Source organism: Nonomuraea sp. PA05 (assembly GCF_008086045.1).
Classification (GTDB): Bacteria; Actinomycetota; Actinomycetes; order Streptosporangiales; family Streptosporangiaceae; genus Nonomuraea; species Nonomuraea monospora.
Genome location: NZ_VSEY01000055.1, coordinates 42,382 through 59,142, shown reverse-complemented (window position 1 = coordinate 59,142; position 16,761 = coordinate 42,382). Strand labels below are relative to the sequence as shown.

The following is a 16,761-nucleotide window of genomic DNA, read 5'->3' as shown; positions in this document are numbered from 1 at the left end:
TCGAAGGGGGCCTGGGCGGGCTCATCGGGCAAGGTGCGCGAATGCCCTCGAACCTTGCCAAGACCAGCAATCCCCATCAGGATGAAAAGCCGATGAGATCGGCCAACGGGCGCCCGCGCGCCTTCCCCTTCTACATCGTCTGCGACGTCTCGCATTCGATGCACACCGCCCGCGAGGACGGTCGGCCCACCCCGTTCGAGGTGCTGTCCAACTGTGTGGGCGAGTTGCTGTTCGAGCTGGAGGCGGGCGATCCGGGTGTCAGCGAGGCGGCGCACGTCGCCGTCGTGTCCTTCTCGGACAGGGTCGATCTGGTGCTGCCGCTGACCAGGCCGTGCGACGCGATCAGGGTTCCGGCGCTGCGGCCCGGCAGGCAGACGGACTACCTGGTGGTCTTCAGCGAGCTGGTGAAGATCCTGCAGAAGGACCACAGGAAGCTGTCCAAGCAGTTCGACGTGCGGGCGCCGGTCGTCTTCTTCATCACGGACGGCGAGCCGTACGTCGGCAAGACCCTTCAGGACGTCGAGGTGTGGGGGCCGGCGCGCGATCGGCTGGCGAGCCTGCAGCCGGCGCCGTACATCGTGGCGCTCGGGTTCGGGTCGGTGCGGGAGGAGACGCTGCGGCGGGTGGCGTCCACGCTCAGGGGTGAGGTGCTGGCCTTCGCGGGCGAGGTCGCGACGGGGGCGGCGACGGTGCTGCACGGGATCGCGCAGGCCGTCTCCGACAGCATCAGCGCCTCCGTCAACCGGAACACGGCGGTGCTGCGCGGGCCTGACGGGATGCGGCAACTGAGATGATCAAAGCGGCGCTGGCGGGGTTGCTCCTGGTCATCGGGTTGGGGCCGGTGGAGGTGCGCTCTGGTCCGGCGCTGGAGCCGACGGTGGAGTCACGCGATGAGCCGACGGTGAAGGCTCGTGATGAGCCGGGGCCGATGGTGGAGGCCCGCGATGAGCCGGAGCCGGCGGTGACGGTGACGGTGACGCCAGGTGCGCGGCAAGGCGGGTCCGGGTCGGGCTGGCCGTGGTGGATCCTGTCCTGCGTGGCCGGCGGCGGCGCCGTCCTGCTCGGCCAGTTGCTGCTCGGCCGCAGAGGAAGCCGCCCGGCGGCCGACGACAGAACGCCGCTCGGCCCCCTCCCGCAACCGCTGCCCGTGCTGCTCGCGGGCGGCGCGGACTCGCGCGCCCCGGGCGTCGCGCTGGACGGCGGCATGCTCGCGCAGACCACGGTGCGCGCCGTGAGCCTGCGCGGCCGTCGCCACGGCTACCGCGGCGAGCCTCTGCAGGACGCCTACGCGGTACGGCTGAGCGCCGACGGCCGATGGGTGATCGCGGCGGTGGCCGACGGGCTGGGCAGCACCCTGCACGCCGAGCACGCCGCCTCCGTGGCGGTGCGCGCGGCCACGAACCTGTCACTGACGCCCGACCTCGGCTGGCACGCGGCGTTCGCGACCATCGCGGGCGAGGTCATGCGCGCCACCGCCAGGCTCGGCGGCCAGCGCTCCGGCAGGCACGGCACGAGGGCGGCGGCGGATCCGCCCGCCACGACGCTGACGATCGGGGTGGTCCCCGCGGACGGCAGGCGCGGGATCGCCGCCTGCGCGGCCATCGGCGACTCGCCCGCCCTGTGGCTGCACGACGGGATGTGGACCGAGATCTTTCCCCCGGTGGGACAGCGTCCGGGAAACGTCACGTCCGCCCTGCCCGATGATCTCGGTGAGCTGCGTGAGCGGCAGATCGATTGGGGGCCGGGTGATGTGCTCGTCCTGTGCAGCGACGGGTTCGGAACGGCCATGGGCGGCGGCGGCAGCGTGCTCGCCCAGCGGCTCGTCACCGCGTGGAGCTCGCCGCCCGAGCTGCGCAGCTTCCTGCGCGACGTGGACTTCCAGCTTTCCACCTACGACGACGACCGGACCGTTCTGGCGTTGTGGGCGGGCCGCCACGACACGGCCGTCCTGTGACGGGAGTGCGGCGGCAGCGGCATGAACCCCCCAGACAACCCCCCAGACGTGGTCGACGAAGCGGATCTGACGTTCCCGGCGGACGCCGACGGCTACCACCTGCGCCCCGGCGGCCAGGCCAAGAGCCTGGTGTTGTGCGAGGTGAGCGGCGTTCCCGGCAGGTTCCTGGTCAAGCGGTACGACGAGGAGACGCTGGCGGGGCTGGACGAGGAGGCGCTGCTCGCCATGGTGCGCTGGCGGCGCGAGCTGTCCCGGCGGGATCGGGCGACGCTCGATCGGCGGTGCGCGTGGCCGGTGTCGGTGGTCCGGCAGGGCAGGGTTACGAGCAGGGTCACGGGCAGGGTCACGGGCATCCTGATCAGGCCCGCTCCCGAGCGGATGTTCATCGAGCTGCGCGATCGGCGGGTGCCGCGGCATCTCGACGAGCTGACCCGGTCGCCCGAGCGGGTGAACGCGCTGCGCGACCACTACGGCACCCGCTACTACGAGCCGCCGTACAAGCTGGCCGTGCTGGGCAGGCTGCTCGCGACGGTGCAGTGGTTGCACGAGCAGGGGTACGTGGTGGGCGACCTGCAGTTGCGCAACGCGGTCTTCACCGTCGATCCGGCGCCCGCGGTCTACCTGCTGGACTGCGACTCCTGCCTCCCGGTCGGCGGTCGCGGCGCCCTGCCGGAGGTCGATCCCGAGCAGTGGAAGCTCCCCCGTGAGGGGGCGTTCACCCTGGAGTCGGACTACTACAAGTTCGCCTGGGCCGTCGTGCGGTGCCTCCAGGAGAGCGCCGAGACGTGGTCGCTGGACGAGGTCGCGCTGGCCAGGGTCCTGCCGGCGCGGCACCGCCGCCTGATCGGCCAGTGCGTGGACGGCGCGCCCGAGTCGGTGGACACCGAGCGCTGGCGGGTGGCGGGCGAGTCGTGGCGCTGGCTCGTCACTCCCGAGCGCATCTACGTCGAGACCGACTCCGACCTGCGGGTGGCGTGGCGGCGGGGCAGGTCCGCGCTCTGGGACGGCTCGCGCGTCCGGCACGGCGGGGTCGTGGTGCTGATCGTCGTCCTGGCGGCGATCGCCGTCGTCGCCCTGGTCACGTGGGGAGTCTGAATGAACACCGGCGAGCCGCGGCGGATCGGGCCCTACGAGGTGCTCGGCCGCCTCGGGGTCGGCGGTCAGGGCACGGTCTACCTGGCGCAGGGCGAGGCGGGCCGGGTCGCGATCAAGGTCATTCACGCGCAGGGGGCGGCCGATCCGAGGGCGCGCAGGAGGTTCGCGGACGAGGTGGCGATCGCGTCGCGGGTGCCCAGGGCGTACACGGCGATGATCATCGAGGCGGCGACGGACGGCGACCAGCCGTACATCGTCAGCGAGTACGTGGAGGGCTCGTCCCTCCAGGAGCTGGTCGAGACGCACGGGCCGCTGTCGGGGGCCGCACTCGAACGCCTGGCCACCTACACGGCCACCGCCCTGGCGGCGATCCACGGCGCGGGGGTCGTGCACCGCGACCTCAAACCCGCCAACGTGATCATCGGGCCTGACGGGCCGCGCGTGGTGGACTTCGGCATCGCGCGGGCCCTGGAGGCGACCACCGCGGTGACTACGCCCGTCGGCACCCCCGCCTACCTCGCGCCGGAGCAGGTGGCGGGGGCGGAAGCCGACGTGGGGCCGCCCGTGGACGTGCACGCGTGGGCGGCCACCGTGTATTTCGCCGCGACAGGCAAGGCGCTGTTCGCGGGGAGCAACGTGGCGTTCATCATCAACCGCGTGCTGAACGAGACGCCCGACGTGCGGGTGATCTCCGAGCCGCTGCGGTCACTCATCGCCGGCTGCCTCGACAAGGACCCGGCGCGCCGGCCCACCAGCATGGAGCTGCTCGGCCGCCTCGTGGGTCACCAGTCGGCGAACTCGCAGGAGACGGTGCCGCGCACGGTGATCCTTCCGGCCACCCTCGGAACGCTGAAGGAGACCACCACGCTGGGCAGCGGGCCCGCGGCCGACATCGTGATCAACGGCGCGGGGATCGCTCCGGCGCACGCCACCGTCCGCAAGGTGAGCACCGGCTACCGGCTGCACGATCACAGCGGCGGGCTGGGGACGTTCATCGACGGCAGGCCCGTGCTCTACGCCACCCTGCGGCCGGGCGAGCGGTTCAGGATCGGCCCTGTGGTGCTGCGCCTCACCGAGGCGGGGGAGCTGGAGCGGGTGCGGCTCGGCGGGATGTCCGCCGCCCGCTGGTGGCTGCTGCTCGTCCTCGCCGCGGTGGTGGCGCTGGCGGTGATCGTCGCGGTCACGGGATAGCGCGGTCACGGGATAGCGCGGTCGGGGGATGGTGCGGTGCGCGTCATGGGGATGGCGCGGGTCACGGGATGGTGACGGGTGTGGGGACGGTGACGTTGACCCGTTCGCCGGTCTTGGAGTCGAGGGTGAAGGCGCCGCTGGCGCCGCGGATGACGTTGGTGCCGGTGAACAGGTAGAGCTGCCCGCGCACCGCCGCCGCCGAGGGCAGGCTGAGCTGGGACGGGTCCACGCCGATCGCGGCCTTCTGCACCGCGGTGGCGGCGGCGGTGACCGCGTCGTACGAAAGGATCGCCAGCCCGCTGCCCAGGTGCGCCGCCGGGAACTTCACCCCGTGGTGCGGCGCCACGAACTCGTCGCGGAAGTCGCGGTAGAGCTGGCGGTGCGGGTTGGCCTCGTTGTCGAGCCTGTTGGGGTCGGCGAGCGGCACGAACAGCACCTTGATCGGGGCCTCGGGGTCGTGCAGCGACGGGTCGTTGGGATCCTGGTCCTGGGCGTCGTCGCCGGTGACCACGGTGATGGGCGTGGACCGGCAGGGCCGGCTGCGCAGCAGCTTGAGGAAGGTGGGCATGAACGCCTGACGGCCCGCGTAGAAGATCATGTCGGTCTTGGTGCCGCAGATCGTGTCACTGATCGTCCGCAGCAGGGAGGGGCCGCCGCGCGGGTCGAAGGGGAAGCTCAGCCCGGACCTGTCGACGTACGGCTTGAGCCCGAGCTTCGGGTCGAGGAAGGCGTCCTTCAGCGAGCGGGCGTACAGGTCCTTGGTGCCCTGCGGGGTGACGTCCGCCCACATCAGGGCCGCGGTGCCGGCCACCTTCTTCTTCTCGAACTCCTCGGAGATGGCGGCGAGCTGGCCTGACGTGCTGACGGCCGTGCGGGTGAGGCCGGGGATGGGCCCGGCGTCGTCGATCTCGCCGGTGGTGTTGAACCCGGCCGCGGTGATGAAGTCGGCGACCATCGGGATTCCCGGGTCCTTGGCCAGGGCGCGCGCGGCGTCGATGCTCTCCTGCTGGCTGGGGCCCATCCCGGTGACGGCGACGATCTGCCCGGGGCTGCCCGTCGCGCCCGTCGCGGCGTTCCGCCGCACCGCCTGCACCGTGGTCTGCCACTTGGAGCCGTCGTGCCCGGTGTTGGCCAGCAGCAGCCGGATCTTGGGGAACGTCTCGGAGCGGTTGGCCCGGTACTGCCCGATGAACGCCCCTTCGAGCTGGTGCAGTGCCCGCTCGCCGACCAGGCCGCGCGGCCCGGCGCCCATCGGGGCCATGAGCGCGATGGTGCTGTGGTCCTTGCCCTGCGTGACCTGGCGGTTCTCGGCCGCGATGGCCTCCAGGATCTGCTGGTACTCCTTGCCCAGCACCATCGTGCCGTCGGCCGGGTCCATCAGGCCGACGCACTCGTCGTCGATCTCGACGACGTCAGCGCTCCGCGTCTCGCAACCACCCCACGGCCACCAGCCCTGCGTGTAGTTGACCAGCACGATGGTGGAGATCAGGACGGCCACCACGACGACGATCACTACCAGGCGCCGGTGGAAGAGCGTCCCGATCTGTCGTAAGAGCGTCCATGCGCGCGCGGCGAGGGAAGGCGCCGGTGCCGGTTCGTCATGCATCTGGCGTTCCATCCCTGGGGCGGCGGCCTGTCGAACTCATCGTCATTAAAACGTGTTCATCGCCAGCCGGACAACATCCATGGTCGGGGCACATGGGGCAGAAGGTGACTTACTACAGCACAATCGAGGCATGGGAAACCCTCGGCAGCCCGGCCCCCGGGATTACCCCGGTGTGGTCGCCGTCCTGGTCGTGCTCCTGGCGGTCCTCCTGCCGGGCGGCCTGGCCCTCAGCGTCCACAGGTACCTGAACCCGGCCCCCGCGGTGACCCCGCCGCCGGTCGCGAAGCCCACTCCCAGCGAGAACAAGCCCACGCCCGGCAAGGACGCGCAGCTCACCGACGGTGAGTTCGGCGACTGGAACTTCCGCATGGGCAGCGTCGCGTTCAAGGCCAAGAGGGTGAGCGGCTGGACCTACGACTCCTGCGCGCCGGTCGACAGGCAGGGCGTGCTCGCCGGGAAGGGCTGCGGCCAGGCCGTTCAGCTCGCCTACTCGGCCTACAGCGGGCACCTCAAGGCGGTGCAGGTCATCATGGCCTTTCCCAGCGAGAAGGCCGCCAAGGACACGGCAGACTCCTCCCGGGCCGTGCAGTGGCGCAGGGACAAACTGCTCAGCGAGTACGCCTACGGCAAGACCAGGTCGAGCGCGACGGGAAAGTTCGTCGTCTTCACGGCCGTCACCGCGGACAAGACGGCCCAGGCCAAGGCCGCGCAGTTCCACCAGTCGCTGCACGCGGACCACGTGAATTACTTCCTTTTCCGGTCATAAGTCCGGATAACATCGCGATCGTGCGAGATTGGGAGCTTCGTCCTGCTTCGTGGGCAGACGTCGAGACGGTGGCGGAGCTGCGCGCCGTGGTGATGAGGCCCGACCTGGAACGGCTCGGCCGCTACGACGAGCACCGCGTCCGGCAGCGCTTCAGGGAGTCCTTCGAGCCCGCCCACGCCTGGATGATCGAGGTGGCCGGTGACTTCGCCGGCTGCGTCGCGCTGCGCCCGGCCGAGAGCGAGTACTGGCTGGAGCACTTCTTCCTGGACCCGCGGCTGCACGGCAGGGGCATCGGATCCGCCGTGCTGAGCAGGCTGCTGGAGCGCTGCGACCGCGAGAGGGCCGTGGTCAGGCTGAACGTGCTGCAGGGCAGCGTGGCCCGGCGCCTTTACGAGCGGCACGGGTTCACCGTCGAGGCCGAGGACCCGGTGGACGTCTTCATGGTGCGCGCCGTCACCCCGTAGTCCACGGGCGGAGCTTCTCCGGGTTGAGCACCGCCCAGATGTGCTTGATCCGCCCGTCGGCGATGTCGAACGCGAGCACCGACACGGTGACGCCGTCCAGTTCGGCGACCAGCCCCGGCTGGCCGTTGACGGTGCGCTCCACGAGCCGCATGCCGGACCGGGCGTCCATGCGGTCGGCGAAGAACCGCGCGATCGGCTCGGCGCCCGTGACGGGGCGCAGCACGGCCGTGACCAGGCCGCCGCCGTCGCCGGTCGCGGTGGCCTCGGGGTCGAGGATGGCGATCAGGGCGTTGATGTCCTTGCCCTCCCATGCCCGCTTGAAGGCCCTGACCACGCCGGCCTGCTGGGCGGCGGGCGCCGGGGGCACGCGGGAGTCGCGGATGCGGCGGCGGGCCGAGGTGGCGAGCTGGCGGCAGGCCGCCGGGGTGCGGCCGACGATCTCGGCCACCTCGGCGAACGGGTAGCGGAACACGTCGTGCAGGATGAACGCCACCCGCTCGGCCGGCGTCATCGACTCCAGCACCACGAGGAAGGCCATGTTGACCGACTCGTCGAGGGTGACCCGGTCGGCCGGGTCGTCGGTCGCCGGCTGCGGACGCTCGGGCAGCGGCTCGGGGATCCACTCGCCCACGTAGCGCTCGCGCCGGGCGCGGGCCGAGCGCAGCAGGTCGAGGCAGACGCGGCCGGCGACCTTCGTCAGCCAGGCGGCGGGCGAGTCGATGGCGTCCTGCTCCGGCCTGGACATGGCGTACCAGCGGGCGTACGTCTCCTGCACCACGTCCTCGGCGTCGGCCAGCGAGCCGAGCAGCCGGTAGGCGAGGTTGAGCAGGTGCCGCCGCTCGCTCATGATCGCGCTCAGTCCCGGGTCGGGTTGGGTGCCCATCTGTCGCTGACTCCTTCGTTCGTCGCGGCCTCACCCCATCCGACGAGACAGCGGCCCGCACTGTGAGGCCGCCACCTCACATTGTGCGCGGCCGTTTCGTCGTACCGGCGAACCGAACCCGAGAAGGGACCTGACCATGGAACCCGTCAACGTTGCGATCATTTACTACAGTGCCACGGGCACCGTGCACGCGCTGGCGCTGGCCGCCGCCGAGGGCGCGGAGAAGGCCGGTGCGGACGTGCGGCTGCGCAAGGTCGCCGAGCCCGCCCCGCCGGAGGTGATCGGCTCCAGGCCGGAGTGGGCCCAGCACGTGCGGGACACCGCCGACGTGCCCGAGGCCGGTCTCGACGACCTGTCGTGGGCCGACGCGGTGCTGTTCGGCACGCCCACCCGCTTCGGGAACCCGGCGAGCCCGCTGCGGGTGTTCATGGAGAGCACCGGCCCGCTGTGGTTCCAGGGCAAGCTGGCGGACAAGGTGTACTCGGCGTTCACGGCGTCGAACACCGCGCACGGCGGGCAGGAGTCGACCATCCTGGCGCTTTCGAACACGTTCTATCACTGGGGTGGCATCATCGTGCCGCCCGGTTACACCGACCCGATCCAGTTCCAGTCGGGCAACCCGTACGGCACCTCCCACGTGGCCGGTGACGGGCCGCCCAGTGAGGTGATCCTGCAAGCGGCCCGCCACCAGGGGCGCCGCGTGGCCGAGACGGCCGCCTCGTTCAAGGCCGGTCGCGCGGCTTAGGCTCGCGCTGCCGCCGCCCCGTTCCGGGCGGCGGCCTGCGCGACCGCGCCTGCGTTGCCGTCGGACCAGGCGACGTGCTGGACGAGGCGCTCGATGCGCCAGCCGTCCGGCGTGCGCACCAGGTGGTTGGTGTACGAGCCGCGCAGCAGATAGAAGTCGCCGCCCTCGGCGCCTTCGAGGAGGTGCTGCGCGTACATGTACGAGTGGCAGACCGCCCGGTCGGGATCGTCGTCGTCGAACTCGACGACGTGGTTGGGGCTGAGGTGCTGGGTGGCGGTGAAGCCGTCGAGCGTCTCACGGACCCCTCGGACGACCTCCTGCCTGGGGAAACTGCCTGTCCGGCTGCCCAGCTCCGAGTAGTCGACGAAGACGGGGTCGGTGAAGCAGGCCGCGAAAGACTCCCAGTCGCGGCGGTCGACGCTGGTCGCGTACCTGGTGACCTGTTCGACGATCTGGACGCGGTCTTCGAGGCGGCGGACGCGGGCTTCGAGGGTCATCTGCATTTCGCCAACCATACGACGAAGGATTATCCGAAGCAAGACGATATGGGGTGGGATAGTATCGGTCTCATGCCTGAAGAGGATCTGACCTGGCTGGCCCACCGCGCCGCCGAGGCGCTCAAAGGGGCCTTCAACGAGGTGTCCCGCGCGGCCGGCCTCGCCGACCTGCGTGACTGGCTCGTCCTCGCCCTGGTCAGCGACGGCTCGCAGCGCACCCAATTGGAGATCGCCCGCGAGCTCGACATCGACAAGACGACGCTGGTGGCCATCATCGACCGCCTGGAGCGGGACGGCCTGATCGTCCGCAACGTCTCGGAACGCGACCGCCGCGTCCGCATCCCGGCGGCCACCCCGAAGGGCGTCGAGGTGAAGAACCAGGTCGCCGTCGCCCGCGACGCGGCCATCAGCGCACGCCTGTCCGCCATCCCCGCCGACGAGCACGCCCGCTTCCACAGCATGTTGTGGAGCATCGTAGAAGGGCCCTGAGATCCGTATCATCTCGGCATGGCCGTGCCCCACCTCAGCCGCCGGGCGCTCCTCCTGGCCGCGGGCGGGCTGCTCGCCGGCTGCTCACGGCGGCCCGAGATCGATCCCGTCCGGTTAAGGCTGGCCACCGGGCCGGCGGGCGCGGTGTACCGGCGCATCGGCGGCTCGCTGGCCGAGCACATCTCCCAGCAGGTGCCGGGCGCCACGGTGACCACCGTCCCGAGCGGCGCGTCCACCGACAACATCAGGATGTTGCGGGCGGGCGCGGCTCACCTCGGGCTGACCAGCCTGGACGCGCTGATCACGACGGACGGCAGCGCGCCGGACGGCCTGTCGGCGGTCTGCCGCCTGTACGACAGCCACCTGCACCTCGTGGTCATGGCCGGTTCGGCGATCGACGGCTTCCGCGACCTGAAGGGCAGGCGCGTCTCCCTCGGCGCCCACGACTCGGGCACCGAGTTCACCTCGCTGCGGATCCTGGAGCTCGGCCGGGTCAAGGCCACGATCCGCTACCTCAGCCAGGCCGAGTCGGCGGCGGCCCTGCGCGACGGCGCGATCGACGCGATGTTCTCCCTGACCGGCGTCCCGACCCCCGCCATCACCGACCTGGCGCAGCGGCACCCCGTCCGGCTGATCCCGCTGGACGAGCAGGCGGACGCGCTCTTCACGGCCTTCCCCGGCCCCTACGCGCCCGCCACGATCCCCGCGACGGCCTACGCCGGGGTTCCGGCCACCCGCACGGTCGCGGTGCCGAACGTGCTGCTCGCCCGCAACGATCTGCCCGACGACCTGGTGTACGCCATCACCGACACGATCTTCACGCACACCGGCACGATCACCTCGGGCAGCCGCGACGACACCGTGGCCGTGCCCGACGCGGTGCCCGAGGCGTGGCAGATCAACGTGCGGACGGGCATCGCCACCTCGTCGATCCCGCTGCACCCCGGCGCGGCGGCCTGGTTCCGCACCCGCAAACGCTAATCGCCCGGGTCCTGGGGGGCTACGGGCAGCGCGACCATGGCGGCGAACCCGCGCCCTGAGCCGTCCGGGCGGGGCAGCCCCTCCTCCAGCCGCAGCTCGCCCCCGGCCGCCCCGACCAGGTCGGCGCAGATCGCCAGGCCGAGCCCGGTGCCCGGCACGTTCTGGTGCCGTGGTGAGCGCCAGAACCGCCGTAACGCCTGCGCCCGCTCGGCCTCGTCCAGCCCCTGCCCGTCGTCCCGGACGGCGATCACCACGTGGATGGCCGCGACGCGGGCGCTCACCTCCACCGTCCGCGCCTCCGAAAGCCGCAAGGCGTTGCTGACCAGCTCGTCCAGGATGCTCCCCAGCCCGCCCGTAGGCTCCAACACCCGCAACCCGGGCGGCACCTCCACGGCCAGCGTCTGCCCAGCCGTCGCGGTCAGCGCCCGCCACCGATCCACCCGGGTGGCCAGCACCGCGTCCAGGTCCACCGGCGAGGTCGTCCTGATGCTCTCCATCCGCGCGCTGGCCTGCAGCGAGTTCAGCAGCCGCTGCATGGCCTTCACCTCGTCCACGGCCACCTCGTACACCTGCCGCCCGCCCCCGTCCAGGTGCGGCTCCAGCGTCTCCACGGCGAGCCGGAGGCTGGTCAGCGGGTTGCGTAACTGGTGCGAGGCGTCGGAGACGAAGGCCCGCTGCCGCTGCACGGCGTTCTCCACCGCGTCCATCATCGTGTTGAACGACCCGGCGAGCCGCCGCAGCTCGACCGGCCCCGCCTCGGCGTCCGCCCGGATCGTCAGGTCGCCCTGCGAGATGCGGGAGCTGGCCGCGTCCAGCTCGCGCACCGGGCGCAGCACCCACGCCGACACCGGCCAGGCGACGGAGACCAGCGCGATCAGCGGCAGCAGCCCGAGCGCGGCGAGCTGGGCCCATTGCAGCAGGACGCGGGAGCGCGTCTCCGACAGGTCGGAGATGGTCACGACGGCGCCGACGACCTCGCTGTCCCGGCCGACGGGCTCGGCGACCACGAGCGCGGAGCCGTCCCACGGCACCCACTCGCCCGACGGCTCGGAGCGGGTTCCGGCCAGCGCGGCGGTGACGATCCTGGGCAGCGCAGGCTCGGCGCGGGCCGCCTCCTGGTAGGCGGCGGCCGGTCCGAGCAGCACCGTGCCGGACGTGTCGATCACCGCGGCGGGGATGCCGTACAGGTCGTGGTAGCGGGTCAGCTCCTGCTGGAGCGCCTCGGTGCGGCCGGTGGACAGCGCGGTCTCGGCCAGCGAGGCGAACCTGCCGACGTCGCCCAGCCGGTCCACGTACGTCTCCTGCATCTCCCGCTCGGCCAGGGTGACGCTGTGCGGCACCCCGAGCGCCGTGACGAGCAGCACCGCGAGCGGCACCAGGACGACGAGGAGGCGGCGGCGCACGGCGCGTCAGCCGATCAGCTCCGGCTGGCCGGCCTGGAGCCGATAGCCGACCCCGTGGATGGTGCGGATGGGCACGGACGGCCCGAGCTTGTTGCGCAGCGCCGCGATGTGCGTGTCGAGGGTGCGGCTGGAGGACTCCCAGGTCGCGCCCCAGATCTGGTCGAGGATGACGTCGCGGCTGACCACGTTCGGCGCGCGGCGGGCCAGCAGCAGGAGCAGCTCGAACTCCTTGCGCGTCAGCGTCACGGGCGTGCTCTCGACCGTGACCTCGCGGGTGCCGACGGCGATCCGCATCGGGCCGAGGACGAGCGGCTCGTCCGGATGGCTGAGCGAGCGGGCCACGCGGGTGCGCCGCAGCACGGCGTCGATCCTGGCCAGCAGCTCGGGGATGCCGAACGGCTTGACGATGTAGTCGTCGGCGCCGGCGCGCAGGCCGCGTACCCGCTCGTGCTCCTCCGAGCGCGCCGTCACGGCGATGACGGCCGTCTCCGGCCGGTCGCGCAGCTTGCGGATCACGTCGAGGCCGTCGCCGTCGGGCAGGCCGAGATCGACGAGGACCACATCGGACGGGGCGGCGCGCACCGCCTCCGCGGCGGTGGCGACGCGGTGGACCTCGAAGCCCGCCTGGACCAGAACGGTCACCAGACCCCGTGCCACGCGGTCGTCATCCTCGATGATGGTGATCCGCATACCGGCGGATTGTACGGCGGGATCGGCGCTTGTGTTAGCCCTTCACTTCTTGGGATTCTTCTGACATCCAGCGCATTCCTTGGGATTTCTCTGACACCATCCGCGTCCCTCCCGGCCGAGACTGAGGCCGCGCGCACTCACCACGGGCATGCGCTGACGAGGAGGTCGCCCTATGAGAACGACCAGCACGTACCGGGCCGCCGCCCGGATGATCGCCGCGATTGGCGCCGCGTCGCTCGTCGCCGCCTGCTCGGGCAACGGTGGCGGCACCACCGCCACCGGAGGCGCCACGGGCGGCGGCTCCGCCTACCCGGACAAGAACATCACGTTCGTCGTGCCGTTCAGCGCGGGCGGCCCGACCGACACCGTCACCCGCATGATCGCCGAGCCGATGGCCGCCAAGCTCGGCGGCAAGATCGTCGTCCAGAACGTCGAGGGCGCGGGCGGCACCGTCGGCGCGGGAGAGGTCGCGCGGGCCGACCCCGACGGCTACACCGTGCTCATGCACCACATCGGCATGTCCACCGCGCCCGCCCTCTACGCGGACCTCGGCTACAAGCCGCTGGAGGACTTCCTGACGGTCGGGCTCGTCACCGAGGTGCCGATGACCGTCGTCGCCCGCAAGGACTTCCAGCCCAAGACGCTCCAGGAGCTCGTCACCTACGTCAAGGCGAACGCCGCCAAGGTCACCCTGGCCAACGCCGGCATCGGCGCCGCCTCTCACCTGTGCGGCCTGCTGTTCCAGACCGCGGCCGGCGTCAAGCTCCAGGAGGTGCCGTACGAGGGCACCGGGCCCGCGCTGACCGACCTCGTCGGCGGCCAGGTCGACTTCATGTGCGACCAGACGACCAACACCAGCGGCCAGATCACCGCCGGCGAGGTCAAGGCGTACGCGGTCACCACGCCGGAGCGGGTCAAGAGCCTGCCCGACCTGCCCACCACCACCGAGGCCGGGCTGCCGCAGCTCCAGGTCAGCGTCTGGCACGGCCTGTACGTGCCCAAGGGCACCCCGCCGGACGTCGTGGCGAAGCTGACCGAGGCGCTCAAGACGGCGCTGGCCGACCAGAAGGTCATCGACCAGATGGCCAAGCTGGGCACCGCGCCCGTCCCCGCCGAGGACGCCACCCCCGAGGCGCACACCGCCAAGCTCCAGGAACAGATCGGCACCTGGGGCAAGGTGATCGCCGACGCCGGGGTCAAGGCCTCCTGAGGTGAAGCACCGCCGATCCTTCCCCGACGTCCTCGCCGGAGCCGTCTTCGTCCTGATCGGCGGCGCGTTCGCGGCGGGGTCGCTCGGCTACGAGCTGGGCACCCCGCTGCGGATGGGCCCCGGGGCCTTCCCCCTGCTGATGGGCTTGATCGTGGCCGCGCTGGGGCTGGCGATCGTCGTCAAGGGGCTCGTCGCCGGTGAGGTGGTCGCGTTCGGGCCCGTCCCGTGGCGGGCGGTCGCCGTCATCGTGGCCGCGCTGATCTTCTTCGGGTTCACCGTACGCGGCCTCGGGTTCGTCCCGGCCTCGGCGGTGACCGCCCTGCTCACGACGCTGGCCAGCTCCCGCGTCCGCCCGCTCACGGCGCTGGCCGTCGCGGCCGGGCTCACCGTGGCCGGCACGCTCATCTTCGTCGTCGGACTCCAGCTACGGATCCCCCTGGTGGGCCCGTGGCTGGGGTTCTGACGCCGCACCCGGATTGAGAGGGCATGGAACTTCTCGACAACCTCGCGCTGGGCTTCTCGACCGCCCTCCTCGTCCAGAACGTCCTCTACTGCTTCGTGGGCGTGCTGCTCGGCACGGCCGTCGGGGTGCTGCCCGGCATCGGGCCGACGGCCACGGTCGCCATGCTGCTGCCGATCACGTTCAGCTTCGAGCCGGTGACGGCGTTGATCATGCTGGCGGGCATCTACTACGGCGCCCAGTACGGCGGCTCCACCACCGCCATCCTGATCAACCTGCCGGGGGAGTCGTCCGCGGCGGTCACCGCCCTCGACGGCCACGAGATGGCCCGCCAAGGCCGCGCAGGCGCCGCGCTCGCCACCGCCGCGATCGGCTCCTTCATCGCCGGCACGATCGCCACCGTCGCCCTGGCCGTCGCCGCGCCGCCCCTGGCCAGGGTCGCGCTGCAGTTCGGCGCCGCCGAGTACTTCTCGCTCGTGCTGCTCGGCCTGATCGTGTCCATCGCCCTGGCCCGCGGAACCCCGCTCAAGGCTCTCGCCATGATCGCGCTCGGCGTCCTGTTCGGCACCGTCGGCCAGGACATCTACACCGGCACCCCCAGATTCGTCTTCGAGCAGCGCGAGCTGTACGGCGGCATCGACTTCGTGTCGGTCGCCGTCGGCATGTTCGGCGTGGCCGAGATCCTGCGCAACCTGGAGAACGAGCAGACCCGCACCGCGATCATCAGCCGCGTCAAGAACCTCTGGCCCACCTCCGAGGACCGGCGCAGGATCGTCGGCCCCATCCTGCGCGGCACCGGCCTCGGCGCAGCCCTCGGCGTCCTGCCCGGCGGCGGGCACGTGCTCGCCTCGTTCACCTCCTACGCCGTCGAGAAGCGCCTGTCGAAGCGGCGGCACGAGTTCGGGCACGGCGCCATCGAAGGCGTCGCAGGCCCCGAGTCCGCCAACAACGCCGCCGCCCAGACGTCGTTCATCCCGCTCCTCACCCTTGGCCTGCCCGCCCACCCCGTCATGGCGCTGATGGTCGGCGCGTTCATCGTGCACGGCATCACCCCCGGACCGAACGTCCTCACCGACGAGCCGGAGCTGTTCTGGGGGCTGATCGCGTCGATGTGGATCGGGAACGTGCTGCTGGTGCTGCTGAACCTGCCGCTGATCGGGATCTGGGTGCGGATGTTGCACATTCCGTACCAGGTGTTGTTTCCGATGATCATCTTGTTCGCGGCCATCGGGACGTACTCGCTGTCGTTCAACGGCTTCGACGTCTACGCGATCGTCTTCTTCGGTGTTCTCGGGTACGTGCTGATCAAGTGTGGGTGTGAGCCCGCGCCGCTGCTGCTGGGGTTCGTGCTCGGGCCGTTGCTGGAGGAGAACATGCGGCGGGCGCTGATCATCTCCCGTGGGGACGCGACCGTCTTCCTGACCCGGCCCATCTCCGCGGCCCTCCTGCTGCTGGCCGCGGCGGCGCTCGTGGTCACCGTCCTTCCGGCGATCCGCAAGCGGCGGGAGGTGGTGTTCACCGAGGACGAGTGAGCGACCGCTTGCGACCGCCCGCCGCCATGTTCTCCTCCAGATGCTCCAGAGACCCGGTCCCCGGAATCGCCAGCACCACCGGCGACGTCGCCAGCAACGACGCGATCCGCACCCGCGCCGGAGTGCCGCCCGCCTCAAGAGGTTCACGCCCACCACCGAGCGGAAAGTACGGCACGTAAGCGATCCCAGCCCCTTCGCACACCTCCAGCAACCCAAGATCACCGCCGTACCGGTTCTGCACCGCCGCGACGGGCGCGACCGCCCGAGCCTCGGCGAGCTGGGCGGCGTCCACGTTGCTGACCCCCAGATGCCGGATCAGCCCCTCCTCCCGAAGCCCCGCCAGCACCTCGAACCGTTCCCCGATCGACTCGCCCCCCGGCCCGCCCATCCCGCCCACCCGCAGGTAGACGAGGTCGAGCCGGTCCAGCCCGAGCGAACGCAGGTCCGCCTCGACCAGCCCGCGCAGCTGGTCGGCCGTCGCCTGCTCGCTCGGCCTCCCGTCCGCCCCGCGCAGCGGCCCGACCTTGGTGGCGATCACCAGGTCCGCGGGGTAGGGGGCCAGGGCCGTACGGATCAGGTCGTTGGCCCGCACCGGCCCCATGCCGTAGAAGCCGGCCGTGTCGATGTGATTCACCCCCAGCTCCAGCGCCCGCCGCAACACGGCGACGCCGGTCTCCGGGGCTCGCGCCGGGCCGCCGAACGTCCCCATGGCCAGGCGCATCGCACCGAACCCGAGCCGGTTCACCGTCAGCTCCCCGCCCAGGGAGAAAGTGTTCGTCATGCGTGCCATGCTGT

Annotated in this window: 18 protein-coding genes; 12 read left to right on the top strand and 6 right to left on the bottom strand. The window is 71.5% G+C overall.

Translation table 11 applies throughout. From position 1 onward, the window contains the following. The first annotated feature begins 92 nt into the window (after nt 1–92). From FXF51_RS52765 to FXF51_RS52750, 4 genes are read left to right on the top strand one after another with little or no spacing between them, the layout of a single operon-like run. On the top strand, nt 93–794 hold the full coding sequence (locus FXF51_RS52765; protein WP_187415050.1) for a vWA domain-containing protein: 702 nt from the start codon (nt 93–95) through the stop codon (nt 792–794). Then, complete coding sequence (locus FXF51_RS52760) at nt 791–1,954, top strand: protein phosphatase 2C domain-containing protein (protein ID WP_148442418.1); 1,164 nt, start codon at nt 791–793, stop codon at nt 1,952–1,954. Before FXF51_RS52765 ends, FXF51_RS52760 begins: the two co-directional genes overlap by 4 nt. A gap of 48 nt (nt 1,955–2,002) precedes the next feature. Further along, entirely contained in the window at nt 2,003–3,049 is a 1,047-nt protein-coding gene (locus FXF51_RS52755; protein ID WP_148442417.1) for a hypothetical protein, read from the top strand. After that, on the top strand, nt 3,050–4,240 hold the full coding sequence (locus FXF51_RS52750; RefSeq protein ID WP_148442416.1) for an FHA domain-containing serine/threonine-protein kinase: 1,191 nt from the start codon (nt 3,050–3,052) through the stop codon (nt 4,238–4,240). It begins immediately after the preceding gene. A gap of 61 nt (nt 4,241–4,301) precedes the next feature. On the opposite strand, the gene FXF51_RS52745 is transcribed toward FXF51_RS52750, so the two are convergent. After that, nucleotides 4,302–5,846, bottom strand: a complete 1,545-nt coding sequence (locus FXF51_RS52745) for a hypothetical protein (protein ID WP_148442415.1) — start codon at nt 5,844–5,846, stop codon at nt 4,302–4,304. Nucleotides 5,847–5,976: 130 nt separating this feature from the next. Here FXF51_RS52745 and FXF51_RS52740 point away from each other — a divergent pair, with 130 nt between their 5' ends. Both FXF51_RS52740 and FXF51_RS52735 read left to right on the top strand, forming a co-directional pair. Continuing rightward, on the top strand, nt 5,977–6,612 hold the full coding sequence (locus FXF51_RS52740) for a hypothetical protein (protein WP_148442414.1): 636 nt from the start codon (nt 5,977–5,979) through the stop codon (nt 6,610–6,612). Between the two features lie 20 nt (nt 6,613–6,632). Beyond that, a complete protein-coding gene (locus FXF51_RS52735; RefSeq protein ID WP_148442413.1) occupies nt 6,633–7,076 on the top strand; it encodes a GNAT family N-acetyltransferase in 444 nt (147 codons plus the stop codon). On the opposite strand, the gene sigJ is transcribed toward FXF51_RS52735, so the two are convergent. Further along, nucleotides 7,066–7,959, bottom strand: a complete 894-nt coding sequence (sigJ, locus tag FXF51_RS52730; protein WP_148442412.1) for an RNA polymerase sigma factor SigJ — start codon at nt 7,957–7,959, stop codon at nt 7,066–7,068. The genes FXF51_RS52735 and sigJ overlap by 11 nt on opposite strands. A gap of 136 nt (nt 7,960–8,095) precedes the next feature. On the opposite strand from sigJ, the gene wrbA reads away from it, so the two are divergent. Further along, nucleotides 8,096–8,704 (top strand): NAD(P)H:quinone oxidoreductase, encoded by a 609-nt coding sequence (wrbA, locus tag FXF51_RS52725; protein WP_148442411.1) that lies wholly within the window; start codon nt 8,096–8,098, stop codon nt 8,702–8,704. On the opposite strand, the gene FXF51_RS52720 is transcribed toward wrbA, so the two are convergent. Further along, a complete protein-coding gene (locus FXF51_RS52720) occupies nt 8,701–9,207 on the bottom strand; it encodes a nuclear transport factor 2 family protein (protein WP_148442410.1) in 507 nt (168 codons plus the stop codon). The two genes, wrbA and FXF51_RS52720, sit on opposite strands and share 4 nt — an antisense overlap. Before the next feature lie 66 nt (nt 9,208–9,273). Here FXF51_RS52720 and FXF51_RS52715 point away from each other — a divergent pair, with 66 nt between their 5' ends. Together FXF51_RS52715 and FXF51_RS52710 are read left to right on the top strand one after the other, a co-directional pair. Continuing rightward, nucleotides 9,274–9,690 (top strand): MarR family winged helix-turn-helix transcriptional regulator, encoded by a 417-nt coding sequence (locus FXF51_RS52715; RefSeq protein ID WP_187415049.1) that lies wholly within the window; start codon nt 9,274–9,276, stop codon nt 9,688–9,690. An 18-nt stretch (nt 9,691–9,708) separates the two neighbouring features. Next, the gene (locus FXF51_RS52710) at nt 9,709–10,671 is read left to right on the top strand and encodes a TAXI family TRAP transporter solute-binding subunit (RefSeq protein WP_148442408.1); all 963 of its coding nucleotides are present in this window, start codon (nt 9,709–9,711) and stop codon (nt 10,669–10,671) included. Here the strand turns inward: FXF51_RS52710 and FXF51_RS52705 are convergent. Both FXF51_RS52705 and FXF51_RS52700 read right to left on the bottom strand, forming a co-directional pair. Continuing rightward, nucleotides 10,668–12,074, bottom strand: a complete 1,407-nt coding sequence (locus FXF51_RS52705) for a sensor histidine kinase (protein WP_148442407.1) — start codon at nt 12,072–12,074, stop codon at nt 10,668–10,670. The two genes, FXF51_RS52710 and FXF51_RS52705, sit on opposite strands and share 4 nt — an antisense overlap. Nucleotides 12,075–12,080: 6 nt before the next feature. Beyond that, nucleotides 12,081–12,764 (bottom strand): response regulator transcription factor, encoded by a 684-nt coding sequence (locus tag FXF51_RS52700; RefSeq protein WP_148442406.1) that lies wholly within the window; start codon nt 12,762–12,764, stop codon nt 12,081–12,083. Nucleotides 12,765–12,936: 172 nt separating this feature from the next. On the opposite strand from FXF51_RS52700, the gene FXF51_RS52695 reads away from it, so the two are divergent. From FXF51_RS52695 to FXF51_RS52685, 3 genes are read left to right on the top strand one after another with little or no spacing between them, the layout of a single operon-like run. Continuing rightward, entirely contained in the window at nt 12,937–13,974 is a 1,038-nt protein-coding gene (locus FXF51_RS52695) for a tripartite tricarboxylate transporter substrate-binding protein (RefSeq protein WP_148442405.1), read from the top strand. Between the two features lies 1 nt (nt 13,975). Beyond that, nucleotides 13,976–14,437: a tripartite tricarboxylate transporter TctB family protein gene (locus FXF51_RS52690; protein WP_148442404.1), complete on the top strand. Its 462-nt coding sequence runs from the start codon at nt 13,976–13,978 to the stop codon at nt 14,435–14,437. A 23-nt stretch (nt 14,438–14,460) separates the two neighbouring features. Beyond that, entirely contained in the window at nt 14,461–15,966 is a 1,506-nt protein-coding gene (locus FXF51_RS52685; RefSeq protein WP_148442403.1) for a tripartite tricarboxylate transporter permease, read from the top strand. On the opposite strand, the gene FXF51_RS52680 is transcribed toward FXF51_RS52685, so the two are convergent. Beyond that, nucleotides 15,950–16,747 carry an aldo/keto reductase gene (locus FXF51_RS52680; RefSeq protein WP_148442402.1) on the bottom strand — a complete coding sequence of 266 codons (798 nt, stop codon included), beginning with the start codon at nt 16,745–16,747 and terminating at the stop codon, nt 15,950–15,952. The genes FXF51_RS52685 and FXF51_RS52680 overlap by 17 nt on opposite strands. Nucleotides 16,748–16,761 lie beyond the last annotated feature (14 nt).